The organism is Amycolatopsis sp. NPDC026612, from assembly GCF_040638285.1.
Lineage (GTDB): Bacteria > Actinomycetota > Actinomycetes > Mycobacteriales > Pseudonocardiaceae > Amycolatopsis.
The window spans coordinates 113,977-135,111 of sequence record NZ_JBEZYB010000009.1; the positions used below are offsets into that span (position 1 = coordinate 113,977).

A 21,135-nucleotide genomic window follows, 5' to 3' on the forward strand; every position below is an offset into this window, starting at 1 on the left:
AACCAGGATTTTTTGCCCTCGGCGGCAGGCCGCTAGCTTCGGATTCATGGAATGGAGCTTTCAGCCGGCCGAAGAACTCGTGGCCGCGTTGCGCGCCGGTGTGGTGACCTCGGCGGAACTGACCGACGAGGCGATCGCCCGGATCGAGCGCCACGACGAGGTGATCAACGCGATCTGCGTGCCGGACTTCGACCGGGCGCGGGCCGCCGCCCACCGTGCCGACCAGGCCCGCGCGCGGGGTGAGGACCGGCCACTGCTCGGTGTTCCGGTGACGGTCAAGGAGTCGTACGACATCGCCGGGCTGCCCACGACCTGGGGCATGCCGGCGCACCGGAACCACGTGCCAGCCGAGGACGCGGTCCAGGTGTCGCGGCTCAGGGACGCGGGCGCGGTGGTGCTCGGCAAGACCAATGTGCCGTTGGGGCTGCAGGACATCCAGAGCTTCAACGAAATCTACGGCACGACGACCAATCCGTGGGACCCCGAGCGCACGCCGGGCGGATCCTCCGGCGGGTCGGCGGCGGCACTGGCGGCCGGGTTCGGCGCACTGTCCATCGGCTCCGACCTCGCCGGCTCCCTGCGCACCCCCGCGCACTTCTGCGGCGTCTACGCCCACAAGCCGACGCTGGGGCTGGCGGCCGTCCGCGGGATGGTCGCGCCGTCCGAGCCGGCCCTGCCTGTCGACCTCGACCTCGCCGTCGTCGGGCCGATGGCGCGCACCGCCCGCGACCTCACCCTCCTGCTCGACGTAATGGCCGGACCGGATCCGCTGACGCTCGGCGTGGCGCACCGGCTGGCGCTGCCGCCGGCCCGCCACGAGCGGCTCGGCGATTTTCGGGTCCTGGTCCTCGACGACCATCCGCTCATTCCGACCGGGTCCGCCGTGCGGGCGGGGGTGAACCGGGTGGCCGCCGCGCTCGCCGGCGGCGGCGCCCGCGTCGAACGGCACAGTTCGCTGCTCCCCGATCTGACCGAAGCCGCGACGCTCTACATGCAGTTGCTGGTTTCGGGCTCGGTGGCGCGTTTTCCCACCGAATCGCCCGAGCAGCTGCGGACCCACGTCGCCGGGCTGAGCGCGAGCGACGAGAGTCTCGACGCCGTGCGGCTGCGCGCCATGGTGTTCAGCCACGCCGACTGGCGGGAAGCGAACCACCGCCGCGAGGTCCACCGCCACGGCTGGCGGCAGCTGTTCGCCGAGTTCGACGCGGTGGTGTGCCCGATCACGCCGACGCCCGCGTTCCCGCACGACCACAGCCCTGATCCGCTGGCGCGGCGCATCGACATCGACGGCGTCGGGTACCCGTACTTCGACCAGCTCGTCTGGGCCGGCCTGGCCACCATGCCCGGCCTGCCGGCGACCGCCGTCCCCGCGGGCCGATCCCCCGAGGGCCTGCCGGTCGGAGTGCAGCTCATCGGCCCGATGTCCGAGGACCGCACCCCGCTGCGGCTGGCCGAACTGCTCGAGCCCCGGATCGGCGGCTTCCGGGCACCATCGCCATGAGCGGCTGACGAGAGGTGGCCGCCGGCGCCGGGCAGGAGCGCGTCAAACCGGCTTTCACCGCCGGTGCGCTCGCATCGCCGCGGCGAGTTCGGCGGCGGCTTGGTCGATGTGGTCGGACAACCGTCCCGAGGCGCCGGGCGCCGAGCGCTCCCGGTCCTCGGGGCCGGCGACGACGACCGTGGGCACGAGCTCGGCGTGCACGCCGGTCAGGCGCCGCCGCACCCCTTGCGTGAGGTCGGGTGGCGGCCGGCGGGAACTGCTGTCGACCGCCAGCAGCACCGGCATGCCGGAGAGGACTCCGGCCCCGAGGACGGCGAAGAACGCGTCGAACACCTCGCTCGGGGCCGCGGCGAGCACCGGGGTCGCCACCACCAGCCCGTCGGCCGCCACGACCGCCGCGATCGCCTCCCGCAGGTCGCGGCTGGCGCGGCCCTGGGCCGAGTGCTGGGCGAGGTCGGGCGCCAGCCGGTGCAGCTCCAGCACTTCCACCTCGGCGCGCGCACCACCCGCCGCCAGCGACCGGCAGACGGCCTCCGCGATCCCGTCCGCGAGGAGGCGAGCCGGACACGGATGGCCGAGACCGGCGCTCACGACGGCCAAGGACACCGGACTCCAGGTGAAGGGCCTCATCGCGGCACTGCAGCCGAGTGGTTCGTCATCGAAGGGAACTCGTCCTTTGCGCCGGGACCCGGTGCCGAGCCGGCCGGCCCCGTCCCGTGGTCCAGGGGGAACGGCGGCGCCGTCCCCTTGCTGGAGACCCTGCGCCGTGCCGCTGCCCGGCCGCCACACCCGGTGTTGCCCAAGCGTGCTCAGCACTGCTCACGCGGCGAGCGGGCTTGCCGAGTCCTCAGCTCCCCTTCGTGCGTCGGCGGGGCGCGGCCGACCGAGGAGGCGTCGAGCGCATGTGGTCGCGCACCGGTGCCAGCAGGCCGGCGAGGGCCTTGACGTCGTCACGCGAGAGCGGTCGGAAGAGCAGGCCGCTGACCACCTCGATGTGCCCGGGCAGCACCCTCGCCAGCAGCGCCCGACCGGCGTCGGTGATGGTGACGGTGACGCTCCGCTCGTCGTCCGGAGAGGGAGCGCGGACGACCAGGCCCGCTTTCTCGAGCAAACCGGCCTGGTAGGTGAGGCCGCTGCGGCTGTAGACGACGCCGTCGGCGAGATCGGTCATGCGGTGGCTGCCGGTCGGCGAGTCGCCGAGGCGGGCCAGCAGCTGGAACTGCACGTAGCTGAGGTCGCCGGCTTCGCGCAGCTGCTGCTCGACCGCGTGGCGGAGCAGGCTGGTCACCTCGATGAGGTCGAAGTAGGCGCCGAGCTGCACGGGATCGAGCGACGGCGGCGAATCGGGCATGGCGCCCAGTGTACTGCTTCGAATTCGAAGAGCGTGGCTCTGCCGGGCCGTGCTTCGCGAGCGTCCGAGGTGGGCAGCGTTGGGCGCGAGTGAGCACCGCGGACCGTGGAGATCGGGCAGTGGCGTGGCGGAGGGTGGCGGTCAGGAGGACGGCGCCGCTGTCCGTGGATCCCGAGGACCGGCCGTGAGCATTCCCTGCCTCGCCCAGTGGGAGGACCAGCAACAGCTCGAGTGGATCGGCGGGAGCGTCTTCAGCGTCCTGCTCGACGCCGAAGCGACCGGCGGGCAGCTGACCGTGGGCCGCTTCGACGTCAGCAAGGGCGAGGCTCCACCGTTCCAGGCTTCGGGATCACGCCGCAGCTGCTCGCCGAGGCCGCCGGGCTGTCCGGCAACGTCGTTCTCGGCCCGCCCCGCTGAGGGTGCGTGCCCCACATCACTTTGCTTCGAATTCAAAGCAAGACTAGTGTTCATCCCAGTTGCTTCGAACTCGAAGCAAGAACAGGAGAGACTCCGATGAAGGCAGTGCGTTTCCACGAGTACGGCGGCCCCGACGTCCTGCGCTACGAGGACGTCGAGCAGCCGGTCCCGGCGGCCGGGCAGGTCCGGATCCGCGTCGCCGCGACGTCGTTCAACTCCGTCGACGGCAACATCCGGGCCGGGTTCATGCAGGGCCCCATCCCGGTGGAGCTGCCCCACACGCCCGGCTTCGACGTCGCCGGCACGGTCGACGCGCTCGGCGAGGGACTGGACGGCCTCGCGGTCGGTGACCAGGTCGTCGGCTTCCTGCCGATGGACAAGCCGGGCGCCGCCGCGGAGTACGTCCTCGCCCCCGTCGAGGCCCTCGCGGCGGCCCCGAAGAGCGTCCCGCTGGCCGACGCCGCGGCCCTCCCGGTGGTGGCTCTCACCGCGTATCAAGCGTTGTTCGACCACGGAAAGCTGACCGCCGGCCAGCGCGTGCTGATCAACGGCGCCGGTGGCGCGGTCGGCGGCTACGCCATCCAGCTGGCGCACAACGCGGGCGCCCACGTCATCGCCACGGCCAGCCCGCGCAGCGGTGACGCGGTCAAGGCGGCCGGCGCCGACGAGATCATCGACCACACCACCACCGCGGTGACCGACGCCGTGACCGAACCCGTCGACCTGGCGCTCAACCTCGCCCCGGTCGACCCGGCCGAGCTGAGCGCGCTGCTCACCCTGGTCCGCCCCGGCGGAGTGCTCGTCAACACCACCGTGTGGATGCCCGCGCCCTCCGACGAAGACCGTGGCGTGCGCGGCATCGACCTGTTCGTCCGCAGCGACGCCGACCAGCTGGCGAACCTGGTCGCGCAGGTCGACCGCGGCGAACTGCGCATCGACGTCGCCGAGCGGGTGCCGCTGGCCGAGCTGCCTGCCCTGCACGCCCGAACCGTGCACGGCAAGGCCATCGTCGTCCCGGCCACCGCCTGATTCCGGAAGGCACGAACCATGTCACTGAGCCTCGATCCCGAAATCGCCGAGGCGCTGGCCCCGATGGCCGGCGCGATGGCGGACGCCACACCACCGGCCGTGGGCGACATCGCGGCGCGCCGCGCCATGTGGGAGCCGATCATCGGCGCCGCGAGCACCGCCCAGCCGATCCCGGCCGACGTCAAGACGCGCGAGTACCACGCGACCGCGGACGACGGCGCCCGGATCACGATGCGCTGGTACGCCAAGGACGGCGCGGCACCCGGCCCGGCCGTGCTGTTCTTCCACGGCGGCGGGTACATCTTCGGCCACATCGACCTGTTCGACGGACCGGTCGCCCGCTACGTCTCCGCCAGCGGCGTGCCGATGCTGTCGGTCGAGTACCGCCGCGCCCCCGAGCACCCCTTCCCGACCCCGCTCGAGGACGCCTACACCGCGCTGCGCTGGCTGCACGAGCACGCCGCGGAACTGGGCGTCGACCCGGAGCGGATCGGCGTCATGGGCGACAGCGCCGGCGGCGGCATGGCGGCGGCGCTGACGATCCTCACCCGCGAACGCGGCGGCCCGAAGATCGCCCGTCAGATCCTGCTCATGCCGATGCTCGACGACCGCATCCCTGCTCCCGACCCGCACATCGCGCCCTACGTGCTGTGGTCCTACGACGACAGCCGCACCGCGTGGCCGGCCCTGCTGGGCGACGCCGCCGGCGGCCCCGACGTCCCCGCCACGGCAGCGCCGGCCCGTCTCGACGACGCGACCGGCCTGCCCCCGGCCTACATCGAGGTCGGCCAGCTCGACGTCTTCCGCGACGAAGACATCGCCTACGCCACCAAGCTCAGCCAAGCCGGCGTGCCGGTGGAATTCCACCTGCACCCCGGTGCTCCGCACGAATTCGACTCGATCGCTTTCGGGTCCGACGTCGCGCGGCGCGCCATCGCCGACCGCGTCCGGGTCCTCAAGTCGATCTGAAAAGGAAAACTCATGAATGACAAGAAGATCATCACGGTGCTGGGTGCGACGGGCGCACAGGGAGGCAGTCTCGTCCGGGCCATTTTGGACGCTCCCGACGGTCCGTTCGCCGCCCGGGCCGTCACCAGGAACGCAGGCTCGGCGAAGGCCAGGGCGCTGGCCGAGCGTGGCGCCGAGGTGGTGGAGGCGACCTTGGACGACGAGGAGTCCCTGCGCAAGGCGTTCGACGGCGCTCACGGCGCTTACGTGGTGACCAACTTCTGGGAGTCCATGTCCGCCGACGTCGAACTGGCACAGGCCGCGACAGCCGCCCGTGCCGTGAAAGCGGCCGGGGTCGCCCACGTCGTCTGGTCGACGCTGGAGGACACCCGCGAGGTCATCCCCGTGTCCGACCAGCGGGTCCCGGTGCTGCAGGACCGCTACACGGTCCCGCACTTCGACGCCAAGGCCGAGGCGGACGCGTTCTTCCGCGACTCGGGGGTGCCGACGACCTACCTGCGGAGCACCTTCTACTGGGAAGGGTTCACCCAGGGCACCGGGCCGATGCGGGGCGAGGACGGCCGGCTCGTGCTCACCCTGCCGATCGGTGAGTCCGCACTGCCGGGCATCGCGGCGGAGGACATCGGCCGCACCGCCTACGGAGTGTTCGCCGCCGGCGACGAGTACGTGGGCAAGACCGTGAGCATCGCGGGTGAACACCTGACCGGCGCCCAGTACGCCGCCGCGTTCGCCGACGCACTGGGCGAACCGGTCGACTACCGGCCGCTCACGCCCGACCGGTTCCGCGCGCTCGGACTGCCTGCGGGTGACGAGTTCGGCAACATGTTCCAGTTCTACGTCGAAGGCGAGCGCGACTTCGTCGGTGCCCGCGATCTCGACCTGGTCCGGTCGCTCAACCCGCGCCTGCAGACGTTCCGCACCTGGCTGAACGAGCACGTCGAGGCGGTCCGGCCGGCCTGACCGGCGGCTCATTCCTGCGCCGCGCAGGCCTCCGCCTCCGCCGAATACCGGGCCACCGGGCCCAGGGTCAGCAGTCCGCTGGCGGCGCCGGCGTCTTCCGCGCGGGCGTCCCGCAGGACCGTCGCGGCCCGCGCGGCGACCGTGCGTTCGCCGAGGCGCGCCGCGGCGTGGGCGACCAGGCACCACAGCGCCTCCTGCACGTGGTCGTGCGGGGGTTCCGGCGCGGCCGCGAGGGCGGCGCGGGCCTCCTCCGCCCGGCCTTGGGCGAGCAGCACGTGGGGACGCGCCCAGTGCAGGTACGGGCCCCAGTCGAGGTGCGGGTCGGTGGGCGCCGCGCGGTCGTGCAGGAGACGCAGACCCAGCAGGGCGAGCGGGAACAGGCCGCGGTGCAGTCCCGGCATTCCGGCCGTCCGGAGGGCTTCTTCGGCAGCACGGTACTGCGCCGCCGCTGCGGCGGGCGCCGGTCCGCCGGGTTCGGTGCTGCGGGCGGCCGTCACCCGGGCCCGGAACCAGGCGGTGAGGACCGCGACCAAGGGAGACTCGGCCCTGGCGGCGAGTTCTTCGGCCGCCGTCGCGTGCGCGGCCGCGGTGTCGAGGTCACCGCGGGCCGAGGCGGACTGCAGGCGGATGAGCCGGCCGAGCACGGCGAAGTTCGGCAGGTCGTGACGGGTCGCCAGGTCGAGGATTTCGGCGCCGATCGCGTCTCGGGCGGCCGCGAGGCCCGGCCGGGTGAAGGACTGCAGGAACACGCCGTTGAGCGCGAACGCCAGCAGGGCGGGATCGGCTTGCTCCCGGGCCAGCGCCTCGGCCTGGTGCGCTGCCTGCCGGGCGCGGCTCAGCCCGGCCGCGGCCAGGTCGGCGCTGCGGCTTTCGAGGGCGATCGTGGCCAGGAGACGCGCTCTCAGGTCGGCGGGACCGTCCGGGCCGAGCGCGGTGAGCGTGCGTTCGGCGGCCGCGACGACGGCCTGGGACTGCCCGGGGTCGTCGGCGCGGCTCCAGATGGCGGGTACGTCGTAGGCGCCGATGATCCGGGCGGTCAGGGGAAGGTCGCCGGTGCGTTCCGCCGCGCGGATCGCGGCGAGGCGGTCGCGCCGGGAGCGGACGAGGGCTTCGCCGCCCGCCAGTGCGAGCGTGCGGGCCAGGTCCACCGTGGTGCGCGGGCCGAGCCGGACCGCGGATCCGGTCCACGGTGCGCCACCGGCGGGTCCGGCGAGGATGCCGGCCTCCAGGCGTTGCAGGTCGGCGCCGGGGTCCAGTCCGAGCTGGTCGACGAGCATCCGGCGGGCGCGGCGGAGGGTGGCGAGGGCGTCGGCCTGGCGGCCGGCGCGGTGCAGGGCGCGGGCCAGCAGTCCCCAGGCCGGCTCGCGCCACGGGTGTTCGGCGACGTGGGCGCCGAGTTCGGCGACGAGATCGGCGCCTTCCCCCGAATCGAGGAGGATGCCGGCGCGGAGTTCCAGCGCCGCCAGCCTCAGCTCCTCCAGCCGGTTGCGCTCCCGCTGCGCCCACGGCGAATCGGGCACGTCGGCGTAGGCGGGCCCGCGCCACTCCGCGAGCGCCGCACCGAGGTCGGTCACCGCGCCGGGGGAGTGGCGGGTCCGGGCGAGCGCGTCCTCGAACCGGTGGACGTCCACGTGCTCGCGGGGCAGGCGCAGCGCGTATCCGGGACCTTCGGTGACGAGCACCCGCGGCGGTGTCCGGGGTGGCCGGCCGGGTTCGAGCGCGCGGCGCAGCGCGGCGACGAACGTCCGCAACGCCCCGACCGCGCGGGCCGGCGGCTCGAGCCACAGGTCGCCGACCAGGGTGCCGGTGGTGACCATTCGCCCCTCGGCGGCGACGAGCCTGGCGAGCACCTCGCGGTGGCGGGGACCACCGAGGTCGACGGGAGTGCCGTCGTCGCCCATGGCCCGCACGGCGCCGAGCACGTCGATTCGCATGCCCCCATCATCGGTGCCCGCGACCGGGTGCGCCCGGGCGCACTGATCGGTTGCTGATCGCCGTCGCCCACGCTGGCCGGGTCAGGTTCCCGATCCGGAAGACGGCCTTCGATGACACCCTCCATTCCCGGTTTCGACCACGTCCGCCTGCCCGGTGCCGGCGGTGTCGAGCTGGCTGCCGCGGTCGGCGGCAGCGGCAGCCCGGTGGTCCTGCTGCACGGTTTCCCCCAGACGCACCTGATGTGGCGGCACGTCGCGGAGCGGCTGGCCGGCGAGCACACGGTGATCTGCCCCGACCTGCGCGGCTACGGCGCCAGCGACAAGCCGCCGGCCGACGGCGAGGACGTGTACGCCAAGCGCACCATGGCCGCCGACGTCGTGGCACTGGCGGCGGCACTCGGCCACGAGCGCTTCGCCCTCGTCGGCCACGACCGGGGCGCCCTGGTCGCCTTCCGGGCGGGCTTGGACCACCCCGAGACCGTCTCGCACCTGGGCATCCTCGACGTCGTCCCGACGCTGGACATGTGGAACGTCCTGCACGGGGTCCCGGCGGCGGTCGGCTACCACCTCTTCCTGATGGCGCAGCCGCCCGGCCTGCCGGAGACGATGATCGCGAACAGCGCGGACGCGTTCTTCGGCTCGTTCCTCGACACCTGGGCCAACGACCCGGCCGCGATCCCGGCGGCGGTCCGCGCCGAGTACCTGCGGGCCAGTGCGGCGGCGGTGCCGTCGATCGTCGCGGACTACCGGGCCTCGGCGGGGATCGATGTCACGCACGACCAGGCCGACCTGGACGCCGGTTCGCAGCTGGCCATGCCGGTGACCGTCGTCCAGCAGGACTGGGGCGCGCAGCTGGGCTACGACGCCGCCGGGGTGTGGAAGGCGTGGGCGCCGGACCTGGACCACCGGCTGACCCGCGCGGGGCACTTCATGGCGGAGGAAGCGCCTGGCGAGATCACGGCGGCGATCCGGGACCTGCTGGCCCGCTGAATGCGCTTTCCCGGTCCGCGCGCTCAGCGAGCCGGGCCTTCCCACCGGATTCGTGACGCTGTCCACACCGGACACGATTCACCATTCGGATCTGCGGCGGCAAAATGGCCGTGACGAGAGGAGCCCGGATTGGGTGCGACGGGACTGGCGGCCCGGCTGGCCGCGGCACGCGCCGATGCGCTGGTGGGCCGGGAGCCGGAGCGGGCGGTGCTCGACCGGATGCTGGCCGGAGCGCCGGACGCTCCGGTGGTGGCGTACCTGCACGGTCCCGGCGGCATCGGCAAGTCCGCGTTGCTGCGCTACGCCGCCCGGCAGGCCGAGCTGGCCGGACGTCTCGTGGTGCCCGTGGAGGCCCGGTTCCTCGACGGCGACCCGCGCCGGCTGGAGGAGGCCGCGGCACCGGCGTGCGCCGAACCCGGCGCGGTGCTGCTCATCGACACCTTCGAGCAGTGTCAGTCGCTGGAGTCGTGGCTGCGCGAGACTTTCCTGCTGCGGCTCGCCGACGAGGCGGTCGTGGTACTGGCCGGCCGGGTCGCCCCCGACGCCGAGTGGTCGCTGGATCCCGGCTGGGCGCAGCTCTTCGCCGAGCTGGCCGTCCGGCCACTCGACGCCGCCCGCTCCGACGCCCTGCTGGCCGCCCGGGGTGTTCCCGCTGTGCAGCGTGGCGCTTTCGTCGCGTTCGCCGGGGGCAGTCCGCTCGCCCTTTCCCTCGCCGCCTCGGTGCCCGTCGCGGCGCCGGGCGCGCCGTGGGAACCGACCGGTGACGTGCTGACGACCTTGGTCGAGCGGCTGGTGGGCGAGCTGCCCGGCGCCGCTCACCGGCGTGCGCTCGAGGTCGTTGCGCAGGCCTACGTCACGCGCGAGCCGCTGTTGCGCGCGGTGCTGGGGGAGGAGGACACCGGCGCCGTGTTCTCGTGGCTGCGCCAGCTCCCCTACATCGAGGTCTCGCCCGAGGGGCTGCACCCGCACGACGCGGTGCGCGCGACACTGGCGGCCGATCTGCGCTGGCGGGATCCCGAGCGCTACGACGACGTCCGCGTCCGCGTCTCGGTCGCGGGCCTGCAGGCGGTGCGCAGCGCGTCGGAGGACGACGCGCTGGTGCGGGTCGCGGAGTGGATGTTCCTCTTCCGCGACCAGGACGGCCCGGACGAGTTGTACAGCTGGCGCGCGCACCCCCACATCGAGGAGGCCCCGCTGCGGCCCGCCGACGTGCCCGATGTCCTGGACATGGCGGAGGAAGCGGAAGGGCCGGCGTCGGCGGCCGCGGTCGCGCACTGGCTGCGGCGCCGGCCGGGGGCCTTCCGCGTCTACCGGTACGCGGGTTCCGGAGCGCCGGTGGCGTTCATGGCGATCCTGCGGCTGGACGCGCGGCTGCCCGAAGACACGGCCGAGGATCCGGTGATCGCGGCGGTCTGGGACAGCGTGGAGGCGGCCGCTCCGCTCGGGCCGGGCGAGCACCTGGGCGTCCGCCGCTTCGCGGTGCAACCGGGTGGGCACCAGCGGCCCTCGCCCTTCATGGAGCTCATCAGCCGGCGCACCATCGCCGACGAGATGCGGGCCCGCGGCCGCGCGGCGACCTTCACCGTCTTCGAAGACGCCGCCCAGTGGGGGCGCTACCTCGCCGAAGCCGGGATGCCGGAGGTCGTGTCCGTGGACGTCGGCGGGCTCCGCCAGCACGTCTTCGGCCGGGACTGGCGACGGCAAACCGTGGACCAGTGGGTGCGGGACCGGGCCGGCGCCGTGGTCACGCCCGTGGCGACCTGGCCCGGGACCGCCGCCACGAGTGACCCGGGCGACCGGCTGCCGCCTGCCGCGTTCGAGGAAGGCGTGCTCGAGGCGCTGCGCACGTGGCACACCCGGCGCGAATTCGCGACGAACGTCCTGCTGCGCTCCCCCCTCGTGCCACCGGACTCGGCCGACCCGGTGGCGGACCTGCGCGGCGCCATCACGGCCGCGCTCGACGCGCTGCAGACCGACCCCGTGGGCGTCAAGGCCCACGAGGCGCTCACTGCCACCTACATCACGGCTTCCCGCACCCACAAGGCCGCCGCCCGGCGGCTCGGGGTGCCCTACGGCACCTACCGGCGTCACCTGGCCCTGGCCCGGGAACGGCTCGTCGAGCACCTGCGGCAGGCAGCCACCGCACCGGCGCCGTCCCGACCCACGCGGGCGTAACTTCTCGGTATGAGGATCGGCGAGTTGTCCCGGCGCACCGGCGTGAGTCCGCGTTCCCTGCGGTACTACGAAGAACAGGGCCTGTTGACCAGCGCCCGCTCCGCCGCCGGGCAGCGCCACTACTCCGACGCCGGGGTCCAGCGGGTGTCGCTCATCCGGCAGCTGTTCGAGGCGGGCTTGTCCAGCCGGGTGATCGCGATGGTGCTGCCGTGCGTCGAGACTCCCGGCGACCTGGGGGTCGTCGAGTTCGCGTTCGCCGCGATGCAGCGCGAGCGCGACCGGATCGACACGGAGATCGCGCACCTGACCGAGACCCGGGACGCGCTCGACGTGCTGCTCGACGTCAACAGCCGGCACCGCGCGAAGCTGGCTTGAGAGGTGTGACCCGCGCCTCATCCGGTTGCCTCTGACACCGGTGTCAGCGATCAGGATGGCCGCAGAGCCCGGAACGACCGGGCCGGTCGTCCGAAAGGCGCGAAAATGGGACAGGCATGGGGTTTCGGCAGGCACGGCGGCCCGGAAGTGCAGGAGCTCTTCGACCGCCCCGATCCCGTTCCGGGGCGTGGTGAGGTGCTGATCCGGGTCGACGTCGCCGGGGTGAACCCGCTCGACCACGTGCTGCGCGCGGGGCTGGTTCCCGGGTTCGACGGCGGGCGGCCGTTCCCGCGCGTGCTGGGCATGGAAGCGGCGGGCACCGTGCTCGCCCTGGGGGAGGACGTCGACGGGCTCGAGGTGGGCGACGCGGTCTTCGGCTTCGCGCTCACCGGCGGCGGCACCTACGCCGAGACGACGGTGCTGTCCGCGCCGAACACCGCGCGCATCCCGGCGGGCCTGTCCGCCACCGTGGCGGCGACGCTGCCGGTGGCCGGGACGACCGCGGTGGACGCGCTCGACCAGCTCGGCCTGCCGGCCGGCGCCACGATCCTGGTGAACGGCGTCGGGGGCGGGGTCGGCCTCGCGGTCGCCCGGCTGGCCGCGGCGCGCGAGCTGCACGTGGTCGGCACCGGCAGTGCCGCCAAACGTGAGCCGGCCGAGACCGCCGGGGTGCGATTCGTCGACTACACCGCAGAGGACGTCGCCGCCGCGGCCCGTGAGCTGGTTCCCGGCGGCTTCGACGGGATCGTCGACCTGGTCGGCGGTCCCTCGCTGCGGACGGTCGCCCCGCTGGCGCGGGACCCCCGCACCGTCATCGCCGTGGGCGATCAGTCCGTGTCCGACATCGGCGGCCGTTTCGTCGAGCGCCGCCTCGACCGCAAGAACCTGGAGCGCGCGGCCCGGCTGGCGCTCGACGGAGTCCTCGCACCCCCGATCACGGCGGTCCACCCGCTGTCCGACGCCCCGGCCGCCCTCGCCACCGTCGAGAGCGGGCACACCGCGGGCAAGGTCGTCATCAAGGTGACCTGAACCCCGGAGGTGTGATCACAGTGCCGGGGGCAGGTCCAGCCAGGGTTTGCCGGTGGCGTCGAACCCGGTGAGCTCGGCGATCTTCCCGTCGACGACGTGGAGGACCGCGATGGCGAACAGCCGGTGCTGCGGGTCGCCGGGGGTGCGGAGGTACAGCGCGGCGGCGGGCATGCGGTTGACCGTGGTGGTGGTACCGCGCCAGTCGTCGTGGCCGCGCTGGAAGAGCCCACCGGAGACCCAGCCGTCGACCGCGTCTTCGGCTGTCGTGGTCAAGGTGCCCGCCTCGGGCAGCATCGCGAAGCGCAGGTCGTCGCGCAGCAGGGAGATCAGCGCGTCGAGGTCGTTGCGCTCGTGGGCGTCGATGTACGACTTCACCACGCCGCGCTCGTCGTCCGACAGCTCGTGAGGGGCGGGGCTGCGCCAGCCGAGGCGGCGGCCGGGCAGCTGCTCACGCATCGTCACGCGCGCCCGCTGCAGCGCGCTGGTCACCGAGGCGACGGTCAGCTCGAGAGCGTCGGCGGCCTTCGACGCCGGCCAGCCGAGGACGTCGCGCAGGACGAAAACGGCCCGCTGCCGCGGCGGCAGGTACTGGACGGCGACGATGAACGCCAGCTCGATCGTCTCCCGCGCCACCACCGAGTCCTGCGGGTCCTCGGGAAGCATCCGGTCGGGGTAGGGCTGCAGGTACAGCACCTCGGAGCCGGAGTCCGGCAGCCCGGACGGCACGGGTGTGCGATCCGTGCGCTTCTCCAGGAAGTCGAGGCAGGCGTTGGTCGCGATCCGGTACAGCCAGGTCCGCAGCGCGGCGTGGCCCTGGAACGTCTCCCGCTTGTGCCACGCTCGCAGGAACGTCTCCTGCGTGAGGTCCTGGGCGTCGTCGTAGTTCGCGAGCATCCGGTAGCAGTGCACCTGCAGCGCACGCCGGTGGCGCTCCGTGACGAGCGCGAACCGCGCGGTGTCACCGGAGCGGACCGCCGCGATGAACGTGGCCTCGTCGGTGCCCAGCGGTCTGGCGTCGGTCATGGTCGTCAATCCTTCCACCGTGTGAGGGGGCTACCAGAACTGACGACGTGGCGGACGATTTCTCATCGGTGAAGCCGTCTCGTGCGGCCTGTCGTGACGCGTGCTCACCGCTTCCCCCTTTCCTCCTCGTTGTGAGAGACGCGGCGGAATCTCCCGTACCGGTCACGTACACCGGCGCTGCGCTGTCCTAGCTCGCGACCAGCCGAGTGAACGGAGCAAGCCCGTGCCGCCGATGAGCACCAGGATCCGGATCCGTGTCCGGATGCACGCGCGCCCGATCGACGAACCGCATCGCGCGGCGAGTCAGCTCGAGCTGCTGTTCGACCTCGTCTTCGCGATCTGGTGGGCGTGGATGAACTTCACCTGGTTCGCGTCGTCCTACGACACCGATGACGTGGCGTACCGGCTGCTGGCCATGGTGCAGATGGCCGGCGTGCTCGTCCTCGCCGCCGGGGTGCCCGCCACGGCCGTCGCCGACTACCGCGCCGTCGCGGCCGGCTACCTCGTCATGCGGATCGGGCTCGTCGCGCAGTGGCTGCGGGCCGGCGTCGAGGACCCGGCGCGCAGGCGGACCGCGTTCCGTTACGCCACGGGCATCACGGTCCTGCAGCTCGGCTGGCTGGGGTGGCTCGTCTTTGCCGAGACGGACGTCCTGTCGCCGGTCACCCGGCCGGTGGGCTGGAACCGGCCGGGGACGGGCTGCGTGATCGCCGCGAAGGGTCCTACCTGTGGGGCTACGGGCACTACGGCATTTTCGCCGCGCTCGCGGTACTCGGCGCGAGCCTGGAGGTCGTGGTCGCGGGGATCGCGGCGGCCTGTGCCCTGCTGGTCGCGTTCACGATCACCCGGGAAGGAAGCGGAAATCCGGCCTGAGCAAGCAGAAGGCCGGGCGCCACCGTGCTCGCCGTCAGGGGAGGTACCGGCGAGCACGGCGTCCGTGCTTCAGGTCCGCCGCTCGGGTGGCACGTACTCGAAAGTCGGGCCCGCGGTCGTCTTCCCGTCGCCGGTCGGCATGGTCATCAGCGCCAGCGCCTGTTTGCGCAGCCCGAACATCGTGCCGACGGCGTCCATCATCCCGCCCGGGCTGCCGTTGAAGGCCGCTTCCAGCTGGTGGAGCAGAAGACCGTACGTCTGGTTGAACTCCTCCTGGGCGACGCGGATGGGGCTGCCGTGCGGGTGGTCGGCGGTCCGCGGGTTGTGCCGCATCGGCAGCACGCCGTCGAGGTCGACCGCGATCGCCTCCCCGGTCGGCCCGGACTGCGGGGTGTCGCCGGTCCGGTAGCGGCGGCCCACCTTCAGCTCCTGGAAGCGGTAGTAGTGCGCGACCTCTTCCCGCTCGGGGTGGAAGACGTCGCGATCGCCGTCCCACACGTCCGTACGCGCGGCGCCCTCGCCCTGCTCGATGATCTCCGCCAGCGCGGCCAGTGCCGACTTCAGGTCGTGGACCGGCAGCACCTCGCCACCCCCGCCCCGGAGGTGGAGCTCGCCGATCTGCCGGGCCGGATCGCCGCTGAACACCTGCTCCTCGCCCAGCTCGGCGCACAGCGTGCGCAGGCCGCCCTCGATGGCGGCGTAGAACTGCCCGATCGTCCGGTACTCGTCGGTTTGCGGCGGCGCGTCCGCCGACGCGGGCTGCTCGATGCGCAGGAACAGTTCGAGGGCTTCGGGGCCGAACGGGGCCAGGTGGACGTGCACGGACCGATCGCCGTGCGGCAGCGGATGCGGGTACGGAGGCAGCAGGTCCGGCGTGTCGAGCCGGGGTGATCCACCGACGGCGTTGAGCAGGTTCGCGGCCAGCGCCAGATGGATCATCTCCTCGGCGAGGACCGTACCCACGACGTGGGCGGCCTCGGGACTGCGGGCCGGATCCAGTGAGTACAGCGCGCACAGGTACGGCGGAATCGTCGCGTGCTCGAGCTCGATCGCCCACTGCAGGTGGCGGCGGAGATCGTCGATCGTGTCGATGGCGTGGGCGCCACGGGGGTCCATGCGGTACCTCGGTTCGTCAGGTCGGTGTCTCCAGGCAGGACAGGACGCCACCGCGGTTTGTGACATCCGGGCTGTCACAAACCGGGGGCCTGCCTTGTCCTGGCTGGAGAACGACGTCCCCGGAGTGGCCGGGACGCGGGAGGAGCAGGCACACCGTGAAGATCGTCGTGATCGGCGGCAGCGGGCTGACCTTGGCTCCCGCCGAACCCGCCGCCGGCGAAGTGACCACCCCGAAAGCAGCCGGCCCGCCGCGACGAGAACACCGGTGACTCCGGCCGGCTCGCCGTGCCGGCCGGAGTCCGGCCGCGCTGCCGTGGCCCTCGGGACCGGCCTCGTAGAGTGGGGCCTCACGAGACGAGGGGTTTGAGGTGGCGGGTTCCGGGTCGGGTGCCGATCTCGAGGCGGCCACGGCTGTCTTCACCCAGGTGCGGCCGCGCCTGTTCGGGATCGCGTATCGCATGCTCAGCAGCGTCACCGAGGCCGAAGACCTGGTGCAGGAGGTCTGGCTGCGGTGGCAGACCTACGACCGGTCCACGGTGGACAGCCCGGAGGCGTTCCTCGCCACGACGACCACCCGGCTGGCCATCAACGTCCTCCAGTCGGCGCGGAAGCGGCGTGAGACCTACATCGGGCCGTGGCTGCCCGAACCGGTCGACACCGGCGCGGACCCGTACCTGGGCGCCGAGCGCGGGGAGGCGCTGGAGTTCGCGGCCCTGCTGTTGATGGAGAAGCTCACCCCGAACGAACGTGCCGCCTACGTGCTGCGGGAAGCCTTCGACTATTCCTACGCGCAGATCGCCGACATCCTGTCCTCGACCGAACCCGCGGTGCGTCAGCTGGTCAGCCGGGCCCGCAAGCACATCGCGACCGAACGGCGCACACCGGTGACCGCGGCCGAGCAGCGCGAACTGCTGACCACGTTCCTCGCCGCCGCCCGTTCCGGCGACCTGACCGCGTTGGAACGGCTCTTCACGCCGGACGTGACCAGCCTGTCCGACGGCAACGGCCGGAAGGGCGTCGCCCGCACGCCGGTCGTCGGCGCGGCCCGCGTGGCGAAGTTCCTGCTGGCCATCTCCAGCTGGTTCTGGGACGGCGTCGACGTGCAGTGGGCGATCACGAACGGGCAGACGTCCGCGGTGCTGCACCGGGACGGCGCCGTGTACGGCCTGCTCACCGTCAGCGCCACCACCGAAGGCGTCGATCAGGTCCTGTGGCTGGTCAACCCCGAGAAGAACAAGGCGGTGCCCGTGGGGACCGAGCGTGCTCGACCGGCATGACCAGGTCGTCCGCCGGTTCGCCGACGCCTGCCGGCGGGGAGACCGCACCGCACTCGCAGCCGTCCTGGACGTCGAGGCCATCGCCACGTGCGACGGCGGAGGAGTGGTGCCCGGCCCGGACGGGCCTGCGCACGGTGCCGTGGACGTCGCCCGGCTGGTCATGACATCGCTGTGCGGGCAGGTCGGCGTCGAGCTGACCGTCGAGTCCGTCAACGGCCGCGCCGGACTCGCCCTGCGCCGCGCTTCCCGCGCCGTCGCGGTGGTGGGTGCCGAGACGGCCGGGGCCAAGGTCACCGCGCTCTGGATCGTGCTCAACCCGGCCAAGCTGGGTGGCTGGCACCGCGGGTGACCGGGCCCGCACCGCATTGGCCGTGCGGGCCCGGCCTCCTCAGCGCGCCAGCCACTCCCGGTAGGTGGTCTTCGCCATGACGGCCCCGTCCTTGGCGACGAGGGCGTCGCCGGAGGCCGCCGCGAACAGGCCGGCCCGGTCGTCGGTGATGACGCGGCGCTGGTCACCCTGGGCGGCGAGGGTGATCCGGCCCAGCTCGTCCAGGGTGAACACCTCGGGTCCGGCGACGTTCCGGGTGCCCCGCAGCGGGGCGCCCATGCTGACCTCGGCCACCGCCTGGGCGACGTCGTCCGCGGCGATGGGCTGGATGCGCGTCGCGGGCAGGCGGACGGCGTTCTCGTCGGAAGTCCAGGACATCGTCGGGGCCATGAACTCGAAGAACTGCGTGGCGCGGACGATCGAGTAGGGCACGGGCCCGGCCTTGAGGATGTCCTCCTGCAGCACCTTGGCGCGGTAGTAGACCAGGTCCGGCACCAGTTCGGCGCCCACGATCGAGAGGATGACCGCGTGGCCGACGCCGGCCGCGCCGGCGGCCTCCAGCAGGTTGTCCATGGTCGTCCGGAAGAACGCGGGTGACGCTTCGTCGAACGTCGGCGAGTTCGTCAGGTTGACGACGACCTCGGCCCCCTCCAGCGCCTCGGGCAAGCCCCGCCCGCTGAGCAGGTCCAGCCCGGTGGACGGCGAGTGCGGGACGGCCTCGTGCCCGTTCTTGGTCAAGATCGTGACCACTCGGGAGCCGACGAGCCCGGTCCCGCCGATGACGGCGATCTTCATTTCTTCGACCATCCTTTCGCCCGGAGTTCTTCTTCGTCCACGAGATCGACCATCGGCTTGCCCGGTTCGCAGAGCATGGTGACGGTGAACCGCACCGGAACGTCGTCGCGGTTGTTGCCGTCCTGGTAGTGGATGACGTCCCCGCCCGGCTCCCAGAACGCCTCACCGGCGCGCACAACGCGCGGCGGTTCGCCTTCGAGCTCGAACACCATCTCGCCCTCCAGCACGTAGCCGAAGGCCGGTCCGGGATGGCGGTGCGGCGGCGTGCCGGAGTCGCCCGGCGGGTACTCGATGACGATGGTCATCGCGTGCGCCCCCTCCGGAACAAAGGGCGGTTTCGCCTCCTGTAACACGGTCAATGACATCGAAAAGACCTCCTCGACGAACGGTTGCACCCGCTAGGACCGGACAGCCGGGCAGTTTGTGACTCGCGGGGTCTTGGGCTGTCTTGTCTTCACTGGCGCCGGGATCGCGACGGCGACATCCGGGGCTCCGCCTGGAGATGCTCTCCTCCGACAGACTCGCACCCGTTCGCGCTGACCCTGCACACTGCGGTGCTGTGGGCACAAAACCGCATCGTGGATCTACTGCGCGCATAGTCACAGACGTGGCTGATCGCTGCGTGCGCCGGAGATCGCCCAGGCTCGGAGGCTTGGCCATCACCTGGACAAACCGGGTCATCGAGCCCTGCTCCCACGGAGTGTGGTCGACAGTAGGCGGATGGTGCCGGTTGGCTTCTCTTCGCCACGGTGGGTCACTCGTAGACCAAGCCCGGGAGCAGCGAGAACGGGGCTTACCCCCGGATGTTGGACACAGGGTTATGCGACTTTGGGTAGCGTAGCCGATGTCGGGTCGAGACTGGTCTCGTAGGCGATCGGGGATTGCTGCCCGAGGTAGGAATGACGACGGCGGGTGTTGTAGCGATGCAGCCAGCCGAATGCCGCCAGTCGTGCTTCCCTTGCGGTGGGCCAGCTTCCGGCGCCTTGCAGGGTCTCGCGTTTGAACGCCGCGTTCAGGCTCTCCGCGGCGGCGTTGTCGGCGGAACTGCCGACCGCGCCCATGGACTGGATCACCCCAGCCCTCCGGCAGGCCTCGGCGAACGCCCGGGAGACGTATTGGGCACCGTGGTCGATGTGGAAGATCGCCCCGGCCAGGCTGCCCCGGGTGCGTTGGGCGGCGTTGAGGGCGTCGATGACCAGCTCGGTGCGCATGTGATCAGCGATCGCCCACCCGGCCAGCCGGCGGGAGCACAGGTCCATCACAGTCGCCAGGTAGCAGAATGTCCCGTCGGCGATCGGCAGGTAGGTGATGTCGCCGACGTAGCGGGTGTTCGGCGCCTGCGCGGTGAAGTCGCGCTGGAGCAGGTCCGAGGCCTTGGCTGCGGCAGGGTCGCCGATGGTGGTGCGGTGCCGGCGGCAGCCGCACCCCGGTCAGGCCGATCCCGCGCATGACCCGCGCGACCCGCTTGTGATTGACCACGTGCCCGGCATCCCTGAGTTCCGCGGTGATGCGCGGAACGCCGTAGGTGCCGTCGGATTCCCGGTGGATCACGCGGATACGGGCCGCCAGCCGGTCATCGGCAGCACTGCGGGCGGCTCGGTCGGCCGCGGTGGCTTTCCAGTGGTAGAAGCTGGACCGGGCGATGCCGATCACGTGGCACAACCGCTTGACGCCGTAGCGGCGTTGGTGGTCGGCGACGAACTGGAAGCGGTTCACCAGCGCGTCTCCCCGGCGAAATACTTGGCCGCCTTGCGCAGGATCTCGCGTTCTTCCTCCAACTCGCGGACCCGCTTGCGCAGCGCGGTGTTCTCGCTTTCCAGCGTGCCCGGCAGCGGTGCGGCCGCCGGGGCTGCGCCGGTCGTGGGGTGGGAATCGGTGCGTTGTCCGTCATCGATCCGGATCCAGGAGCGCAGCGTCTCGGCGTTGACCCCGAGATCCCTGGCCACCGCGGCGACCGTCGTGCCCGGTCGGGACCGGTAGAGCGCGACCGCCTCGGCCTTGAACTCCGGTGGGTAGTGCTTCATGACCATCTATGCAGGACTCCAGTCCACCCGGACCATCACGGTCCGAGTGTGTCAGGTGTCCAACATCCGGGGTCAAGTCCCTCATCGACGCGATCTTTTACGTGGTGGACAACGGCATCAAATGGCGGGCCCTGACCGCGGACTTCCCGCCCTGGTCCACCGTCTACAACCACTTCCTCGCCTGGGAAAAGGCCGCCATCACCCAGGATGTGCTCGACATCCTGCGCGACCGGGTCCGCCTCACCGAAGGCCGCCACGCCGAACCCACAGCCGCCATCATCGACTCGGCCACGGTCAAAGCAGCCGAAACCCCTCGGCCGGGAGAACCGGGGCTACGACGGCGGGAAGAAGATCAACGGCCGGAAACGCCACATCGCCGTCGACACCCTCGGGCTGCTACTGGGAGTGCTGGTCACCGCCGCCTCCGTCCAGGACCGCGTCGCCGCCCGCCCGTTGCTGCACTGGCTCAAAACCACCAGCGGCCGAATCCAGCTTGTCTGGGCCGACGGCGGCTACCTGGGCACCCTGCTGGGCTGGGCCACCCACGTCCTCGACATCACCGTCGAGATCATCAAACGCAACGACGACACCACCGGCTTCGTCGTCCTTCCCCGCCGGTGGGTCGTCGAGCGCACCATGTGCGCCGCGAGGCGCTCTGTTGTATCCCCGATTCAGCCGGGAGGAACTCGGAGGGAGGTTCCTGGGTCGAATGGCTTATCTGAGGCCGAAAGGCTAAGGGGACAAGAGCATGCCAGAGAACCCGGCGACCGGGTCCAGCGGTCAGGGACGGTGTGTCGGGGGGACCCGCGTGATACGGCGAAAGCTGGATTGCTTGAAGCCTAATCTCCAGTCGATGCAAGTTCCCATCCGCCGGAAGGACTGCTGAAACCGGTGTCGCGCTCTGCGTTGGATTCGATGGTGGCCGACGCAACCTCCGGAGCGCGAGGCGACGCCCAGCGAGGGCGTTGA

General features: G+C 72.1%; 19 protein-coding genes and 3 pseudogenes. 14 read left to right on the forward strand and 8 right to left on the reverse strand.

Features of this window, described 5'->3' with window-relative positions; all coding sequences use genetic code 11:
• Positions 1-46: 46 nt before the first annotated feature.
• Positions 47-1,501 (forward strand): amidase, encoded by a 1,455-nt coding sequence (locus AB0F15_RS12535; protein ID WP_360269354.1) that lies wholly within the window; start codon positions 47-49, stop codon positions 1,499-1,501.
• A 54-nt stretch (positions 1,502-1,555) separates the two neighbouring features.
• On the opposite strand, the gene AB0F15_RS12540 is transcribed toward AB0F15_RS12535, so the two are convergent.
• Positions 1,556-2,131 (reverse strand): NAD(P)H-dependent oxidoreductase, encoded by a 576-nt coding sequence (locus tag AB0F15_RS12540; protein WP_360269356.1) that lies wholly within the window; start codon positions 2,129-2,131, stop codon positions 1,556-1,558.
• Positions 2,132-2,348: 217 nt separating this feature from the next.
• On the reverse strand, positions 2,349-2,852 hold the full coding sequence (locus AB0F15_RS12545; protein WP_360269358.1) for a MarR family transcriptional regulator: 504 nt from the start codon (positions 2,850-2,852) through the stop codon (positions 2,349-2,351).
• A gap of 513 nt (positions 2,853-3,365) precedes the next feature.
• Between AB0F15_RS12545 and AB0F15_RS12550 the strand changes: the two genes are divergently transcribed.
• Genes AB0F15_RS12550 through AB0F15_RS12560 form a run of 3 tightly spaced genes read left to right on the forward strand, consistent with a single transcriptional unit; the run spans position 3,366 to position 6,227 of the window.
• Positions 3,366-4,298: an NADP-dependent oxidoreductase gene (locus tag AB0F15_RS12550; RefSeq protein WP_360269359.1), complete on the forward strand. Its 933-nt coding sequence runs from the start codon at positions 3,366-3,368 to the stop codon at positions 4,296-4,298.
• Between the two features lie 18 nt (positions 4,299-4,316).
• A complete protein-coding gene (locus AB0F15_RS12555; RefSeq protein ID WP_360269361.1) occupies positions 4,317-5,267 on the forward strand; it encodes an alpha/beta hydrolase in 951 nt (316 codons plus the stop codon).
• Positions 5,268-5,279: 12 nt separating this feature from the next.
• Positions 5,280-6,227 (forward strand): NmrA/HSCARG family protein, encoded by a 948-nt coding sequence (locus tag AB0F15_RS12560; RefSeq protein WP_360269363.1) that lies wholly within the window; start codon positions 5,280-5,282, stop codon positions 6,225-6,227.
• A gap of 8 nt (positions 6,228-6,235) precedes the next feature.
• Here AB0F15_RS12560 and AB0F15_RS12565 read toward each other — a convergent pair whose 3' ends face one another.
• Positions 6,236-8,161, reverse strand: coding sequence for a BTAD domain-containing putative transcriptional regulator (locus AB0F15_RS12565; protein ID WP_360269365.1), 1,926 nt, complete (start codon positions 8,159-8,161; stop codon positions 6,236-6,238).
• Between the two features lie 111 nt (positions 8,162-8,272).
• Between AB0F15_RS12565 and AB0F15_RS12570 the strand changes: the two genes are divergently transcribed.
• The 4 genes from AB0F15_RS12570 to AB0F15_RS12585 all read left to right on the forward strand — a co-directional run bounded on the left by AB0F15_RS12570 (position 8,273) and on the right by AB0F15_RS12585 (position 12,730).
• Complete coding sequence (locus AB0F15_RS12570) at positions 8,273-9,151, forward strand: alpha/beta hydrolase (protein ID WP_360269367.1); 879 nt, start codon at positions 8,273-8,275, stop codon at positions 9,149-9,151.
• A 129-nt stretch (positions 9,152-9,280) separates the two neighbouring features.
• Complete coding sequence (locus AB0F15_RS12575; RefSeq protein WP_360269369.1) at positions 9,281-11,326, forward strand: ATP-binding protein; 2,046 nt, start codon at positions 9,281-9,283, stop codon at positions 11,324-11,326.
• A 9-nt stretch (positions 11,327-11,335) separates the two neighbouring features.
• Complete coding sequence (locus AB0F15_RS12580; RefSeq protein WP_360269371.1) at positions 11,336-11,701, forward strand: MerR family transcriptional regulator; 366 nt, start codon at positions 11,336-11,338, stop codon at positions 11,699-11,701.
• Between the two features lie 105 nt (positions 11,702-11,806).
• Positions 11,807-12,730 carry an NADP-dependent oxidoreductase gene (locus tag AB0F15_RS12585; RefSeq protein ID WP_360269373.1) on the forward strand — a complete coding sequence of 308 codons (924 nt, stop codon included), beginning with the start codon at positions 11,807-11,809 and terminating at the stop codon, positions 12,728-12,730.
• A gap of 15 nt (positions 12,731-12,745) precedes the next feature.
• On the opposite strand, the gene AB0F15_RS12590 is transcribed toward AB0F15_RS12585, so the two are convergent.
• Positions 12,746-13,753: an RNA polymerase subunit sigma-70 gene (locus tag AB0F15_RS12590; protein ID WP_360269375.1), complete on the reverse strand. Its 1,008-nt coding sequence runs from the start codon at positions 13,751-13,753 to the stop codon at positions 12,746-12,748.
• A 352-nt stretch (positions 13,754-14,105) separates the two neighbouring features.
• Between AB0F15_RS12590 and AB0F15_RS12595 the strand changes: the two are divergent.
• Both AB0F15_RS12595 and AB0F15_RS12600 read left to right on the forward strand, forming a co-directional pair.
• A pseudogene (locus AB0F15_RS12595) lies at positions 14,106-14,336 on the forward strand (low temperature requirement protein A); the annotation flags it as partial.
• Positions 14,337-14,377: 41 nt separating this feature from the next.
• Entirely contained in the window at positions 14,378-14,626 is a 249-nt protein-coding gene (locus tag AB0F15_RS12600) for a hypothetical protein (protein WP_360269477.1), read from the forward strand.
• Between the two features lie 69 nt (positions 14,627-14,695).
• Here AB0F15_RS12600 and AB0F15_RS12605 read toward each other — a convergent pair whose 3' ends face one another.
• The gene (locus AB0F15_RS12605) at positions 14,696-15,742 is read right to left on the reverse strand and encodes a ferritin-like protein (protein ID WP_360269377.1); all 1,047 of its coding nucleotides are present in this window, start codon (positions 15,740-15,742) and stop codon (positions 14,696-14,698) included.
• A gap of 368 nt (positions 15,743-16,110) precedes the next feature.
• Here AB0F15_RS12605 and AB0F15_RS12610 point away from each other — a divergent pair, with 368 nt between their 5' ends.
• Together AB0F15_RS12610 and AB0F15_RS12615 are read left to right on the forward strand one after the other, a co-directional pair.
• Entirely contained in the window at positions 16,111-17,019 is a 909-nt protein-coding gene (locus AB0F15_RS12610) for an RNA polymerase sigma-70 factor (protein WP_360269378.1), read from the forward strand.
• Positions 17,003-17,368 carry a hypothetical protein gene (locus AB0F15_RS12615; RefSeq protein ID WP_360269380.1) on the forward strand — a complete coding sequence of 122 codons (366 nt, stop codon included), beginning with the start codon at positions 17,003-17,005 and terminating at the stop codon, positions 17,366-17,368. Before AB0F15_RS12610 ends, AB0F15_RS12615 begins: the two co-directional genes overlap by 17 nt.
• 39 nt (positions 17,369-17,407) lie before the next feature.
• Here the strand turns inward: AB0F15_RS12615 and AB0F15_RS12620 are convergent, their stop codons facing one another.
• From AB0F15_RS12620 to AB0F15_RS12630, 3 genes and pseudogenes are all read right to left on the reverse strand, one after another.
• Positions 17,408-18,142, reverse strand: a complete 735-nt coding sequence (locus AB0F15_RS12620) for an SDR family oxidoreductase (protein ID WP_360269381.1) — start codon at positions 18,140-18,142, stop codon at positions 17,408-17,410.
• On the reverse strand, positions 18,139-18,537 hold the full coding sequence (locus AB0F15_RS12625; RefSeq protein ID WP_360269383.1) for a cupin domain-containing protein: 399 nt from the start codon (positions 18,535-18,537) through the stop codon (positions 18,139-18,141). The genes AB0F15_RS12620 and AB0F15_RS12625 overlap by 4 nt, the downstream gene beginning before the upstream one ends.
• A 423-nt stretch (positions 18,538-18,960) precedes the next feature.
• Positions 18,961-20,172, reverse strand: a pseudogene (locus AB0F15_RS12630) (IS3 family transposase).
• Between the two features lie 2 nt (positions 20,173-20,174).
• Between AB0F15_RS12630 and AB0F15_RS12635 the strand changes: the two are divergent.
• Both AB0F15_RS12635 and AB0F15_RS12640 read left to right on the forward strand, forming a co-directional pair.
• Positions 20,175-20,318, forward strand: a pseudogene (locus AB0F15_RS12635) (hypothetical protein); the annotation flags it as partial.
• Positions 20,319-20,373: 55 nt separating this feature from the next.
• On the forward strand, positions 20,374-21,009 hold the full coding sequence (locus tag AB0F15_RS12640; protein ID WP_360269385.1) for a transposase: 636 nt from the start codon (positions 20,374-20,376) through the stop codon (positions 21,007-21,009).
• Positions 21,010-21,135: the final 126 nt, after the last annotated feature.

Coding starts and splice junctions, on each gene's coding strand:
- AB0F15_RS12585 (WP_360269373.1), top strand. CDS start 11,807: ATGGGACAGGCATGGGGTTTCGGCAGGCACGGCGGCCCGGAAGTGCAG.
- AB0F15_RS12580 (WP_360269371.1), top strand. CDS start 11,336: ATGAGGATCGGCGAGTTGTCCCGGCGCACCGGCGTGAGTCCGCGTTCC.
- AB0F15_RS12560 (WP_360269363.1), top strand. CDS start 5,280: ATGAATGACAAGAAGATCATCACGGTGCTGGGTGCGACGGGCGCACAG.
- AB0F15_RS12565 (WP_360269365.1), bottom strand. CDS start 8,161: ATGCGAATCGACGTGCTCGGCGCCGTGCGGGCCATGGGCGACGACGGC.
- AB0F15_RS12540 (WP_360269356.1), bottom strand. CDS start 2,131: ATGAGGCCCTTCACCTGGAGTCCGGTGTCCTTGGCCGTCGTGAGCGCC.
- AB0F15_RS12605 (WP_360269377.1), bottom strand. CDS start 15,742: ATGGACCCCCGTGGCGCCCACGCCATCGACACGATCGACGATCTCCGC.
- AB0F15_RS12535 (WP_360269354.1), top strand. CDS start 47: ATGGAATGGAGCTTTCAGCCGGCCGAAGAACTCGTGGCCGCGTTGCGC.
- AB0F15_RS12590 (WP_360269375.1), bottom strand. CDS start 13,753: ATGACCGACGCCAGACCGCTGGGCACCGACGAGGCCACGTTCATCGCG.
- AB0F15_RS12555 (WP_360269361.1), top strand. CDS start 4,317: ATGTCACTGAGCCTCGATCCCGAAATCGCCGAGGCGCTGGCCCCGATG.
- AB0F15_RS12550 (WP_360269359.1), top strand. CDS start 3,366: ATGAAGGCAGTGCGTTTCCACGAGTACGGCGGCCCCGACGTCCTGCGC.
- AB0F15_RS12545 (WP_360269358.1), bottom strand. CDS start 2,852: ATGCCCGATTCGCCGCCGTCGCTCGATCCCGTGCAGCTCGGCGCCTAC.
- AB0F15_RS12570 (WP_360269367.1), top strand. CDS start 8,273: ATGACACCCTCCATTCCCGGTTTCGACCACGTCCGCCTGCCCGGTGCC.
- AB0F15_RS12640 (WP_360269385.1), top strand. CDS start 20,374: ATGTGCTCGACATCCTGCGCGACCGGGTCCGCCTCACCGAAGGCCGCC.
- AB0F15_RS12620 (WP_360269381.1), bottom strand. CDS start 18,142: ATGAAGATCGCCGTCATCGGCGGGACCGGGCTCGTCGGCTCCCGAGTG.